Origin of the sequence: Bradyrhizobium sp. Y36, assembly GCF_002531575.1 — a bacterium.
GTDB lineage: Bacteria > Pseudomonadota > Alphaproteobacteria > Rhizobiales > Xanthobacteraceae > Bradyrhizobium.
Genome location: NZ_NWTI01000021.1, coordinates 91,937 through 104,142, shown reverse-complemented (window position 1 = coordinate 104,142; position 12,206 = coordinate 91,937). Strand labels below are relative to the sequence as shown.

Annotated in this window: 15 protein-coding genes; 4 read left to right on the top strand and 11 right to left on the bottom strand. The window is 65.6% G+C overall.

Translation table 11 applies throughout. The annotated features are described in order from the left end of the window. Positions 1 to 96 precede the first annotated feature (96 nt). The 4 genes from CO669_RS28415 to CO669_RS28400 all read left to right on the top strand — a co-directional run bounded on the left by CO669_RS28415 (position 97) and on the right by CO669_RS28400 (position 2,828). Positions 97 to 582, top strand: a complete 486-nt coding sequence (locus CO669_RS28415) for an outer membrane protein assembly factor BamE (RefSeq protein ID WP_198964304.1) — start codon at positions 97 to 99, stop codon at positions 580 to 582. A 217-nt stretch (positions 583 to 799) separates the two neighbouring features. Next, positions 800 to 1,813, top strand: a complete 1,014-nt coding sequence (locus CO669_RS28410) for a Bug family tripartite tricarboxylate transporter substrate binding protein (protein WP_097663243.1) — start codon at positions 800 to 802, stop codon at positions 1,811 to 1,813. A 216-nt stretch (positions 1,814 to 2,029) separates the two neighbouring features. Beyond that, positions 2,030 to 2,458 (top strand): MerR family transcriptional regulator, encoded by a 429-nt coding sequence (locus CO669_RS28405; RefSeq protein ID WP_097663242.1) that lies wholly within the window; start codon positions 2,030 to 2,032, stop codon positions 2,456 to 2,458. Next, a complete protein-coding gene (locus CO669_RS28400; protein WP_097663241.1) occupies positions 2,394 to 2,828 on the top strand; it encodes a carboxymuconolactone decarboxylase family protein in 435 nt (144 codons plus the stop codon). Before CO669_RS28405 ends, CO669_RS28400 begins: the two co-directional genes overlap by 65 nt. A gap of 45 nt (positions 2,829 to 2,873) precedes the next feature. Here CO669_RS28400 and CO669_RS36180 read toward each other — a convergent pair whose 3' ends face one another. The 11 genes from CO669_RS36180 to CO669_RS28350 all read right to left on the bottom strand — a co-directional run bounded on the left by CO669_RS36180 (position 2,874) and on the right by CO669_RS28350 (position 12,131). After that, positions 2,874 to 3,029 carry a hypothetical protein gene (locus tag CO669_RS36180; RefSeq protein WP_008129438.1) on the bottom strand — a complete coding sequence of 52 codons (156 nt, stop codon included), beginning with the start codon at positions 3,027 to 3,029 and terminating at the stop codon, positions 2,874 to 2,876. Positions 3,030 to 3,131: 102 nt separating this feature from the next. Beyond that, positions 3,132 to 5,252, bottom strand: coding sequence for a sodium-translocating pyrophosphatase (locus CO669_RS28395; RefSeq protein WP_097663240.1), 2,121 nt, complete (start codon positions 5,250 to 5,252; stop codon positions 3,132 to 3,134). Positions 5,253 to 5,487: 235 nt separating this feature from the next. Beyond that, positions 5,488 to 6,513: a thiamine-phosphate kinase gene (gene thiL / locus CO669_RS28390; protein ID WP_097663239.1), complete on the bottom strand. Its 1,026-nt coding sequence runs from the start codon at positions 6,511 to 6,513 to the stop codon at positions 5,488 to 5,490. A gap of 147 nt (positions 6,514 to 6,660) precedes the next feature. After that, complete coding sequence (gene nusB, locus CO669_RS28385; protein WP_097663238.1) at positions 6,661 to 7,149, bottom strand: transcription antitermination factor NusB; 489 nt, start codon at positions 7,147 to 7,149, stop codon at positions 6,661 to 6,663. Positions 7,150 to 7,153: 4 nt separating this feature from the next. Further along, complete coding sequence (gene ribH, locus CO669_RS28380; RefSeq protein WP_063683084.1) at positions 7,154 to 7,645, bottom strand: 6,7-dimethyl-8-ribityllumazine synthase; 492 nt, start codon at positions 7,643 to 7,645, stop codon at positions 7,154 to 7,156. Between the two features lie 157 nt (positions 7,646 to 7,802). Next, complete coding sequence (locus tag CO669_RS28375; protein WP_097663237.1) at positions 7,803 to 8,414, bottom strand: riboflavin synthase; 612 nt, start codon at positions 8,412 to 8,414, stop codon at positions 7,803 to 7,805. Beyond that, positions 8,414 to 9,562, bottom strand: coding sequence for a bifunctional diaminohydroxyphosphoribosylaminopyrimidine deaminase/5-amino-6-(5-phosphoribosylamino)uracil reductase RibD (gene ribD / locus CO669_RS28370; RefSeq protein WP_097663236.1), 1,149 nt, complete (start codon positions 9,560 to 9,562; stop codon positions 8,414 to 8,416). The genes CO669_RS28375 and ribD overlap by 1 nt, the downstream gene beginning before the upstream one ends. Beyond that, entirely contained in the window at positions 9,559 to 10,041 is a 483-nt protein-coding gene (gene nrdR / locus CO669_RS28365; protein WP_027529969.1) for a transcriptional regulator NrdR, read from the bottom strand. Before nrdR ends, ribD begins: the two co-directional genes overlap by 4 nt. Positions 10,042 to 10,056: 15 nt before the next feature. After that, positions 10,057 to 11,367, bottom strand: a complete 1,311-nt coding sequence (gene glyA, locus CO669_RS28360) for a serine hydroxymethyltransferase (RefSeq protein WP_097663235.1) — start codon at positions 11,365 to 11,367, stop codon at positions 10,057 to 10,059. Positions 11,368 to 11,635: 268 nt separating this feature from the next. After that, on the bottom strand, positions 11,636 to 11,857 hold the full coding sequence (locus tag CO669_RS28355; protein WP_091893260.1) for a hypothetical protein: 222 nt from the start codon (positions 11,855 to 11,857) through the stop codon (positions 11,636 to 11,638). Positions 11,858 to 11,894: 37 nt separating this feature from the next. Next, the gene (locus CO669_RS28350) at positions 11,895 to 12,131 is read right to left on the bottom strand and encodes a hypothetical protein (protein ID WP_097663291.1); all 237 of its coding nucleotides are present in this window, start codon (positions 12,129 to 12,131) and stop codon (positions 11,895 to 11,897) included. Between the last annotated feature and the right edge of the window lie 75 nt (positions 12,132 to 12,206).

Here is a 12,206-nt window from a genome sequence, read left to right as displayed (position 1 = left end):
TGGTTTCCGCAAGCGGGCGCGCGTGTGTTGCATTCAGTCGCCCAGCCCGGTACTTCAGCGCCTCGCGCGACGCAAGGGGACGGAATCAGTTCCGCTATGACGACAACGAACCAGACCAGCCCGCGCGCAGATCAGCGGCGCGGCCTTCATGCACGCTGGCGGGCTTTCCGCATGCTCGCCGCCATGGCCGTGGTCGGCGCGGCACTTGCCGGCTGCACCGGCGAACAGTTCCAGAAGGGTTACATCCTGCCGCCCGGCGCGCTGGAGCAGATTCCGATCGGCGCGAGCCAGGACCAGGTGCTGATCGTGATGGGCACGCCCTCCACCGTCGCCACCCTGGACGGCGAGGTGTTCTACTACATCTCGCAGCGCTCGGAGCGCATGGTCGCCTTCATGAACCAGAAGGTGGTCGACCAGCGCGTGATCGCGGTCTATTTCGACAAGAACCGGCGCGTGCGGCGATTGGCGAATTACGGCCTTCAGGACGGCAAGATCTTCGACTTCATCAGCCGCACCACGGCGACGTCGGGCCAGGAGATGAGCTACCTCGCGCCGCTGTTCAAGCTGCTCAGCTTCAACTAAGTCGCCACAGCGTTTTCGAGCGGCGTCGGGATCGACCCGCGTCAAGACAACGCTTCCGGATAAGTATCGGGAGCGCCTTCCAATTCCGCGGGAAGGCATATGACTCTCGCCTGCGGCGTCGTGCCGCCCTCCGCGCGGCACCTGTCGTCGCGCGCGACTTGCCGTCGCACGTCCGGTTCCCTACGCTCCCTGCAAAGAAAGAAGCAGGGAGGGATTCGTGCCCAAGAAACTTCAGAACACTTTGTTGTCCCGCCGTCGCGTGCTCACCGGTGTGGCCGGCCTTTCGGCCGCAGCGATCCTGCCGCGATCAAGCCTTGCGGACTGGAAGCCCACCGAAAACGTCCGTCTCGTCGTGCCGGCCGCAGCCGGCGGCTCGACCGACGTGATGGGCCGGCTCCTGGCTGCGCATCTGCAGACCGCCTGGGGCCAGTCGGCCGTCGTGGAAAACCGCTCCGGCGGCGGCGGCACCATCGGCACGGCCGAGGTGGTTCGCGCCAAGCCCGACGGCCACACCATCCTGATCGGCAATCCCGGCCCGAACGCGATCGCCTACAGCATCTTCAAGAATCTCACCTACAAGCCGGACCAGCTTCAGCCGGTCTCCAACATGATCCGGATTCCGAACATCGTGTCGGCGCATCCGAAGACCGGCATCAAGTCGGTCGGCGAGCTGATCGCCTTTCTCAAGGCCAATCCGGACAAGCTCAGCTACGCCTCCTCCGGCGTCGGCCAAAGCCCTCACCTCACCGGCGCCTGGTTCCTGCAGCTCACCGGCCTCAAGATGACGCACATCCCGTTCCGCGGCGCCGGCCCCGCCCTGCAGGCCGCGCTCGCCGGCGACATCCAGATCCTGTTCGACAATCTCTATCCGAGCCTGCCGCAGGTACAGAACGGCACGCTCACCGGTCTCTGCGTCACCACCCCCGAGCGCAGCGAGCTTGCGCCGAACCTGCCGACCATGCGCGAGAGCGCGCCGGAGCTTTCGAATTTCGACGTCTCGTCCTGGTTCTCGGTGTTCCTGCCGAAGGGCGTCTCGCCCGAGGTGCTGAGCGCGCTCAATCTCCAGGTCAAGGCGATGCTGGAGCGCGACGACATCAAGAAGCAGGTCCTCGCCATGGGCGCCCGCGCCGACTACGGCACGCCCGAGCAGTTCGCCGCCTTCGTGGATTCCGAGACGAAGAAGTTCGCCGGCATCATCCAGAAGGAAGGGCTGCAGATGGACGTGCAGTAGCTGCGCGCTCCGAGCCTGTAGGGCGGATTAGCCTTGCGACTGTGCGAAGCGCTGTCGCTGGGCGTGATCCGCCGATTGCCGCGGCACGCAAAGGTGGCGGATTGCGCTTCGCCAATCCGCCCTACGCTGTTCTCATTGTCTCGCCCCAAATGTCGCTTGACTTAGAGCGCGCTCAAACTCGTAGTTTGCGTGCGTCGTGATGAGAGACAGGTGGGCATGAAGATCGGCGAACTCGCAAGGCGTTCCGGACTGACGGCCCACACGATCCGCTACTACGAGCGGATCGGGTTGTTGCCTTACGCCGACCGGGATCGATCCAGCCGACGCGACTACGACGCCGCGATCCTGGTCTGGATCGAGTTTCTCGGCCGCCTGAAGACAACCGGCATGCCGATCCGGGACATGCTGCTTTACGCGGAACTCCGGGATCGAGGCAGCGGCACCGAGGCCGAGCGGCGCGCGCTGCTGGAGCGGCACCGCGACAGCGTGCGTGCCCATGTCGACGAACTGAACGCCTGTCTTCTCGTCCTCGACACCAAGATCGGCGGTTATGCCGAAACGGAACAGAGGATGAAACAGTATGACGCAACACTTCCCGAACGCCGACGCAAGCCGGCTGGAGCGCGGTCGCCGCGCACTCGCTGAGATCGACGGAGAGGCCGGCCATAAGGTCGTGGCGGCGCTTGGCGACATCGCCCCGGACTTCGCCACCTACATCCTCGAATTTCCATTCGGCGACATCTATTCACGACCCGGGCTCGACCTGCGTTCGCGCGAGATCGCGACGATCGCAGCGCTCGCGGCCATGGGGAACGCCACACCTCAGCTCAAGGTGCATATCGAGGCAGGCCTCAACGTCGGCCTCAGCCGCGATGAGATCGTCGAAGTCCTGATGCAGATGGCCGTTTATGCCGGCTTCCCGGCCGCGCTCAACGGGCTGTTTGCCGCGAAGGAGGTGTTCGCGCAGGTGCGCGATGATGATTCAACCCAATCGCGTCGCGCCGAAGCGCAATGAGATCTGGATGAATCGTCATCGCGCTTCAGGTTGTTGTTTCATGATTTAGGACGACTTGTTGATCTTCTTGACCTTGGCATCGGTGGCCTCGATCGCCAGAGCGAGCTCCAGGATGGCCTTGGACAACAATTCGGCGGCCTCCTTCTGGTCCTGCGACTTGGCGGCGCGGAGTGCATAATTCCGGGCGGATGAGAGCGACATGGATTGATCTCCGTGTTTGTTCGCATGCAGCGAACGAGGTTGCTGCCAAGCAAAACCCCGCGGCTCGCGCCGCGGGGTTTTCTCTTGTCACGTCTGCGAGGCTCAGTGCGCCAGGATCGCCAGCAGCAGCAGGGCCACGATGTTGGTGATCTTGATCATCGGGTTCACCGCGGGGCCCGCGGTGTCCTTGTAGGGATCGCCGACGGTGTCGCCGGTCACCGCCGACTTGTGGGCATCGGAGCCCTTGCCGCCGAAATGACCGTCCTCGATGTACTTCTTGGCGTTGTCCCAGGCGCCGCCGCCCGAGGTCATGGAGATCGCAACGAACAGGCCCGTCACGATCACGCCGAGCAGCATGGCGCCGACGGCCGAGAACGCCGCCGACTTGCCGGCCACCCCGCCGCCCGCGATCGCGTAGATCGCGAAATAGACGAAGATGGGCGACAGCACCGGGAGCAGCGAGGGGATGATCATCTCCTTGATCGCCGCCTTGGTCAGCAGGTCGACCGCCTTGCCGTAGTCAGGCTTGTCGGTGCCCTGCATGATGCCCGGCTTCTCGCGGAACTGGCGCCGGACCTCCTCGACGATCGCGCTCGCGGCACGGCCGACCGCGGTCATGCCCATCGCGCCGAACAGATACGGCAGCAGGCCGCCGAACAAGAGGCCGACCACGACGTAGGGATTGTTCAGCGAGAAGTCCGGATTGACGCCGGCGAAGTAGGGATGGTGCGCGGAATCCCCAACGAAGAACTTGAGGTCCTGGTTGTAGGCCGCGAACAGCACCAGAGCGCCGAGACCGGCGGAACCGATCGCGTAACCCTTCGTCACCGCCTTGGTGGTGTTGCCGACCGCGTCGAGCGCGTCGGTCGACTTGCGCACCTCCTTCGGCAGGCCCGCCATCTCGGCGATGCCGCCGGCGTTGTCCGTCACCGGGCCGAAGGCGTCGAGCGCGACGATCATGCCGGCCAGCGCCAGCATGGTGGCGGTCGCGATCGCGATGCCGAACAGGCCGGCAAGGCTGTAGGTGACCAGGATGCCGGCGATGATGACGATCGCGGGCAGCGCGGTCGCTTCCATCGAGACGGCAAGACCCTGGATCACGTTGGTGCCGTGGCCGGTCACCGAGGCCTGGGCGATGGACTTCACCGGACGATAGTCCGTGCCGGTGTAGTATTCGGTGATCCAGATGATCAGCGCGGTGACGACGAGGCCGACTACGCCGCATTCGAACAGCGCCATGCCGGTGTAGTCGACGCCGTCGAGCTTGCCGAACCCAATCAGGGCGTAGATCACGCCGCCGATGCCGACCAGCGACAGGACGCCGGTTGCGATCAGGCCCTTGTAGAGCGCGCCCATGATCGACTGGCTCGGCCCGAGCTTGACGAAGAAGGTGCCGATGATCGAGGTGATGATGCAGATGCCGCCGATCGCGAGCGGCAGCGTCATCATGTTGGAGAGGATCGGCGTCTTGGCGAAGAAGATCGCGGCGAGCACCATGGTGGCGACCGCGGTCACCGCATAGGTCTCGAACAGGTCCGCGGCCATGCCGGCGCAGTCGCCGACATTGTCGCCGACGTTGTCGGCGATCGTGGCCGGATTGCGCGGATCGTCCTCGGGAATGCCGGCCTCGACCTTGCCGACGAGATCGCCGCCGACATCCGCACCCTTGGTGAAGATGCCGCCGCCGAGACGGGCGAAGATCGAGATCAGCGAAGCGCCGAAGCCGAGCGCCACCAGGGCGTCGACGACGACACGGCTATCGGGCGCCAGCTTCAGCGAATGCACCAGGAAGCCGAAATAGAGCGTCACGCCGAGCAGCGCGAGGCCCGCCACCAGCATGCCGGTGATCGCGCCCGCCTTGAAGGCGAGTTCGAGGCCGCCGGCAAGCGAGGTCGTCGCGGCCTGGGCGGTGCGCACATTGGCGCGGACCGAGACGTTCATGCCGATGAAGCCCGCGGCACCGGACAGGATGGCGCCGATGGCAAAACCGATCGCGACGTAAAGCCCGAGGAAATAGGCAAGCAGCACGAAGATGACGATACCGACGATACCGATCGTGGTGTACTGGCGCCGCAGATACGCCTGAGCACCCTCAGCGACCGCTCCTGCAATTTCTTGCATGCGCGGCGACCCCGCATCCGCGCTCAACACCGAAGACGTCGCCCAAATCGCGTAGACGACGGAAAGCACTCCGCAGAGCACTATCAACCATAATGCTGTCATGTGATGTTTGCCTCAGATCCCTTGATGTATCCCCGGCGCCTTTGTTGTCCGTCGTGCGGTGCGGCGCCTTGATTTCGAACAAAGCCGCCCCTTGCCCAAAAGGGGCGGCCTCAGTCGTCCACAAGCTTGCCAAAATCAAATTGAGGGTGCAACGCCGGATAGAGGCGAAAACGTCGATCTCGGCAGGTATTTAGGAGCATGTGCCGAGAACTAAGATGCCGGTTTGGAGCAATTCCTAGAAGTGGCTGTAGGACAGCCGCTTCAAAACCAATTCCTGGCCCTGCCCGTCCAGGAAGCGCGCGCCCTGCTGGCCCGCGACGATCGTGCCGATCGCCGTGACGGCAAGGCCAGCCGCCCGCCCCGCCGCGACCAGCGCATCGACCTGCGCCGGCGGCACCGTGCACAGCACCTCGTAATCGTCGCCGCCGGCCAGCAGCGTCTCGACGCAAACCACGTTGCGGGCGATCAGGCTTGCAGCCGCGGCCGAGAGCGGCACGCTCGTCACCTCGACCGTGGCCGAGACGTTCGAGGCCGCGCAGAGCTTGGTCAGATCGCCGGCGAGCCCGTCCGAGACGTCCATCGCGGCGGTCGCATGTTCGCGCACCGCCTGCGCCAGGACGTTGCGCGGCTGCGGCACGCGATAACGCGAGACCAGGGCTTCCCTTGCGGCAGCATCGGACGCCAGAGCCGCCGCGGCGGCGCCGCCGGTGAGCACAGCGAGGCCGAGGGCGGCATCGCCGATCGTGCCCGTCACCAGGATGCGATCGCCCGGCCTGGCGCCGGTCCGGCCGACCATCCGCCCTTTCGGCACGCGGCCAAAGGCGGTGATCGAGATCATCTGCGGACCTGGCGTCGAGACCGTGTCGCCGCCGAGCAGCGGACAGGCGAATTCCCTGGCGTCCTCGCCCAGCGCATCCGCGAACGGCCGCAGCCAGGAATCCTCCTTGGCCCGCAGCGCCAGCGTCAGCACGAAGCCGGCCGGCACCGCGCCCTTGGCGGCGAGATCGGACAAATTCACCCGCAGCGCTTTTCGCGCGATTGTGTCGGGCGGGTCGGTGGCAAGATAGTGCACGCCCTCGACGACGGCGTCGGTGGTGACGACGATGTCGTCGCCGGACGAGGACAGCACCGCGGCATCATCAACCAGCCCGAACGCACCCGGATCGGTCGCCAGCGGCTTGAAATAGCGCGCGATGAGGCTGTCTTCGGCGGAGGGATTTTGCGGGTTTGTCACCGGCTTAGCCCCACAGACAGGTGTCATCGCCCGGCTTGACCGGGCGATCCAATATTCCAGAGACGATCATGTCAAATCGATTGGCCGCGGCGTACTGGATCACCCGCCTTCGCGGGTGATGACAGCGGAGAATGGGGCTCGCGTATTGCTTCAATGCGACGCCCCTCAGCACGACTACCGCCCGAACTCGTCACTGCGAAACTGGCGGCCGATCTGGTCGAGCACGGCGTTGACCATGCCGGTCTCCTCGCGGTCGACGAAGGCGTTGGCAACGTCGACATATTCGGAGACGACGACGCGGCCCGGCACGTCCTTGCGGTGCTCGAGCTCGTAGGCCCCTGCCCGCAGCACCGCACGCAGGATCGCCTCGATCCGCTTGAGCGGCCAGCCCTTCGACAGCGCCTCGTCGATCAGGGGATCGAGCTTCTTCTGGTCGCGCACCACGCCCGAGACGACGTCGCGGAAGAAGGCGGCTTCCGCCGGCAAATAGGTGTCGCCCTCGACCTCGTTGCCGAGCCAGTGGCTCTCGAACTCGGCGAAGATGTCGTTGATGCCGGCGCCGGCGATGTCCATCTGGTAGAGCGCCTGCACGGCCGCGAGCCGCGCGGCGCCGCGCCGGTTCGCCTTCTTCTCCGCAGCCGGCGGTTTCCTGGTGTCAGCCATGGCTTCAGGCCCGCGCCAGACGGCGCTTGATGCGCAACATCGCCAGCGCCGCGCGCGCGGCATCGCCGCCCTTGTTGAGCTCGCTGGCGCGCGCCCGCGCCCAGGCCTGGTCCTCGTTGTTGACGGTGAGGATGCCGTTGCCGAGCGGCAGCTTGCGCGCCACGGCGAGGTCCATCAGCGCCCGCGAGGATTCCTGCGAGACGATCTCGAAGTGGATGGTGTCGCCGCGGATCACGCAGCCAAGCGCGATCACTGCGTCATAGGGCTTGCCGTTCGCCGCCGCTGCATCCACCGCGATGGCCACGGCCGCCGGAATTTCGAGCGCCCCGGGAACGGTAATGACGTCATGTGTGAGGCCGGCCGCCTTCAGCTCGGTCACCGCGCCGTCCAGAAGCGCGTCCTGGAGATCGTCGTAGAACCGTGCCTCGACAATCAGCGCGCGCGCGCCGGAAATGTCGGTCTGGTCCTTCAGGGGTGCGCGCCGCGCGTCTGCCATCGTCTCAATCCGTTCGTGAAGTCGTCTCTTGGGTCGGCGCGTTATGTAGTCGCCGCAGGCACGTAAGCCAAGTTAGAAACTGTCATTCCGGGGCGCGAAGCGAACCCGGAATCTCGAGATTCCGGGTTCGATGCTTCGCATCGCCCCGGAATGACGGCTAGACCGTCATTTCCGTCAGCCGCGCCGCATAGCGGGCCATCAGATCGACCTCGATATTAACCTCGCTGCCCGCCTTCCAGCCACCGATCGTGGTGACATCGAGCGTATGCGGGATGATCAGCACCGAAAAGGTCACGTCCTTGACCGTATTGACCGTCAGCGAGACGCCGTCGAGCGTGATCGAGCCCTTGGTGGCGATGAACCGGGCCAGCTCCCGCGTGGTGGAGAGCTCGAACCGCGCCATGTCGGGCAAGTCCTCGCGGCCGATAATGGTCGCGATGCCGTCGACATGGCCGGCGACGATATGGCCGCCGAGCTCGTCGCCGATCTTGAGCGCGCGCTCGAGATTGAGCTTCGTGCCCAGTTTCCAGTGCTTGGCCGTGGTCAGCGCCAGCGTCTCCGCCGCAGCATCGACATCGTACCAGGTTTTGCCGCCTGCGACGCCGGAGGCGACCACCGTCAGGCACACGCCGTTGCTGGCGATCGAGGCGCCGTCGGCGATGGTGGCCTGGTCGTAGCTGCAGGCGATGCGCAGCCGGTGCAGCTGGCCCTGTGCCACGGGCGTGAAGCTGACGATCTCGCCGATATCGGTGACAATGCCGGTGAACATTACGCGCGCTCGTAGATGGTGAGAGTGTCCTTGCCGAATGTTTCGCTAGCATGAACCTTGTAGGCCGGCGACTGCGTGATTTTCGTCAGGGGCAATGCATCGAGCGCATCGACGCCGCCAGGGCCAACCGCTTCCGTGCCGCGGAACAGCCAGATCTCGTCGACGAGGCCGGCCGCGACGAAGGACGCCGCCACGCGGCTGCCACCCTCGACCATCAGCCGCGTGATGCCCTTCTCGGCCAGCGCATGCAGCACGGCGGGAAGATCGAGCCCGGATGCACCGTTCGGCGGCATGCGCATGATTTGCGCACCGGCCGCGCCCAGGCGGGTCGCGGCCGCGGCTTCTGCGAGCTCGGACCCGATCACCCAAAGCGGCGTCTCGCGCGCGGAACGCACGAGCTGGCTTGAAGCGGGGATGCGCAGGCTCTGGTCGAGCACCACACGCACCGGCGAGCGCGCCTCCATGCCCGGCAAGCGACAATTGAGCTGCGGATCGTCCGCCAGCACCGTGCCGATGCCGACCAGGATGGCATCGCTCTGCGCGCGCAGGAGATGCACGCGATTGCGCGCCGCCTCCCCGGTGATCGCGACCGGCTTGCCGCCGGCGGCGCCGATCTTGCCGTCGGGCGAGACCGCGAGCTTGAGGATCACATGCGGGCGGTGATCCCTGATGCGACGGAAATGCCCGGCATGGTCGAACGCCGCCTCTGCCGCGCACAGGCCGACGTCCACGGCGATGCCGGCAGCGCGCAGGCGTGCATGCCCCTGCCCTGCAACTTCGGGATTGGGATCCTCGATCGCCGCCACCACCCGCTTGATACCGGCGGCGATCACCGCATCGGCGCAAGGCGGCGACTTGCCGAAATGCGAGCATGGCTCGAGCGTGACGTAGAGCGTGGCGCCGCGGGCGGCTTCTCCCGCGCGCCGCAAAGCCTCGGGCTCGCCATGCGGCCGCCCGCCCGGTTGCGTCCAGCCGCGGCCGACGATGACGCCGTCCTTGACGATGACGGCGCCGACGGCAGGATTGGGCCAGGTCCGCCCCTGCCCGCGCCGGCCCAATGCCAGCGCCAGCTCCATGAAGCGGCGGTCGGCGTCCTTGGCGTCGCGGATCTTCTGGGCGAACTGGTCTTCCAGGATACGGAAGATCATTTGCGGATCGCGGCGAGCCGCGCTTCCTCCTCACCCGAGAGCTCGCCGAGCACGTCGGCGAAATCCTTCGCCTCGCGGAAATTGCGGTAGACCGAGGCGAAGCGCACATAGGCGACGTCGTCGAGCGTACGCAGATGCTCCATCACGGTCTCGCCGATCACCTCGGACGAGATCTCGGCCTCGCCGCCAGTCTCGAGCTCGCGCACGATGGTGGAGACCATCTTCTCCACCCGTTCCGGCTCGACCGGCCGCTTCCGCAGACTGATCGACACCGAGCGCATCAGCTTGTCACGGTCGAACGGCACGCGGCGGCCGTTGCGCTTGATCACCGTGAGCTCGCGCAGCTGCACGCGCTCGAAGGTGGTGAAGCGAAATTCGCAGGCGACGCACACGCGCCGCCTGCGGATGACGGAAGAGTCCTCGGTCGGACGCGAGTCCTTTACCTGCGTATCGAGACTGTTGCAGTTCGGGCAGCGCATCCGTTGAACCCAGCCTTATTGGTAGATCGGGAACCGGTCGGTGAGCGCCTTGACCCGTTCCTTGATGGCGGCTTCCACCAGCGGCGCCTTGCCGTCGGAGGATTGCGCGATGGCGTTGAGGACCTCGGCGATCATGCCGCCGACCTGCTGGAATTCGGCGACGCCGAAGCCGCGCGTAGTCGCCGCCGGCGTACCCAGACGGATACCGGAGGTGACGAAGGGCGACTCGGGGTCGAACGGAATGCCGTTCTTGTTGCAGGTGATGGCGGCGCGAACCAGCGCCTTCTCCGAGGCGTTGCCCTTCAGGCCCTTCGGCCTGAGATCGACCAGCATCAGATGGTTGTCGGTGCCGCCGGAGACGATGTCGAAGCCGTGGCTCTTCATCGCCTCGGCCAGCGCCTTGGCGTTCTCGACGACGTTCTTCGCATAGACCTTGAAGTCCGGACGCAGCGCCTCGCCGAAGGCGACCGCCTTCGCCGCAATCACGTGCATCAACGGGCCGCCCTGCAGGCCTGGGAAGATCGCCGAGTTGAACTTCTTGGTCAGCGCCTCGTCATTCCACAGCATCAGGCCGCCGCGCGGGCCGCGCAGCGATTTGTGCGTCGTCGTCGTGGTGATGTGGGCATGCGGCACCGGCGAGGCATGCACGCCACCGGCGACGAGGCCGGCGAAGTGGGCCATGTCGACCAGCAGATACGCGCCGACGCTGTCGGCGATCTCGCGGAAGCGCTTGAAGTCCCAGGCGCGCGAATAGGCCGAGCCGCCGGCGACGATCAGCTTCGGCTTGACCTCTTCGGCCTGCTTGGCGACCGCATCCATGTCGATGATCTGGTCCTCGCGGCGCACGGTGTAGTGCGCGGCCTTGAACCACTTGCCGCTCATGTTGACGGGCGAGCCATGGGTGAGATGGCCGCCGGCCGCAAGGTCGAGGCCCATGAAGGTGTCGCCGGGCTGTAGCAGCGCCAGGAACACCGCCTGGTTCATCTGGCTGCCGGAGTTCGGCTGCACGTTGGCGAATTTGGCGCCGAACAGCTTCTTGGCGCGATCAATCGCAAGATTCTCGGCGACGTCGACCCACTCACAACCGCCATAGTAGCGCGCGCCCGGATAACCCTCAGCGTACTTGTTGGTCATCACCGAACCCTGCGCTTCCAGCACGGCCCGGCTGACGATGTTCTCGGAGGCGATCAGCTCGACCTCGTGGCGCTGACGACCGAGCTCGCCCTTGATGGCGGCGGCGATTTCCGGGTCGGCCTGCTCGAGCGAGGCGGTGAAAAACGAATCGGGCGCGGAGGCGGACGCTGTAGAGTTCTTGGCTGAGGTCATCTTGCGAATATCTCCACCGCCGCAGCCTTTTGGCGGGCTACGGGCGGGTCTGGTGTGGCGATCGGAAGCACGCGCGATCTACCACATCACCCGCAACAGGCCAAGGGTTTGCGGGTCGGGCTCGATATTTGTGCAAGATATGGTGGGGATTGAAGGTTTTCGGCAGCCCGGCCGGGTCGAGGAAACCGCCCGTCGGCCTTAGCCCGAAATAGGACCGCTTCGGGCCTTAACGTCTCATCCCCGGCCGCGGACGGCGGCCGATGTCAGGTCACAGCCCGGTATACCCCGCCTTCACGGGATCGACGCTGCCGTCGAGCTGGCGCAGATAGGTCAGGCCGCACACCGTCAACCGATGGGTGTCCTTCTCGCCGGCTTCCATCAGCGTATTGAGGTAGTTCGTGACCTTGGCCCGTGCCTCCTCGCTGGCCGCGGCCGTGCGGTTAGCGAGCAGGTCATAGGTCTGCATGATGCGGTCGATGGCGGCTTCCATGGCACCCTCTGGTTCTTCCAAGTTTCGGGAGTGTTGATCAGGCAACGGCGCGGGCCTCGGCTTGCGCCTGAAACCGGGCGATCGCCTTGTTGGCGAGCCTGATCTTGTTGAATCCGCCGTGCTGGATCAGCTTGATGATGATCTCGAGCAGGCGTTCGTCGGTGACGAGCGTATCGGGGATCGCGCCGGAGCGGCGAAGGTAGTTCGCGGCGATGGCGTAGGCCTCGCTCACGAGTTCCACATTCATCGCCTGAAGCCCGCGCTCGACCAACATCGTCATGTCTCCGATCCGAAGGAGATAAGCGCCGGAGCTGGAACTGGTTCCCCGCCTCCGCTACTTTTTTCGCAA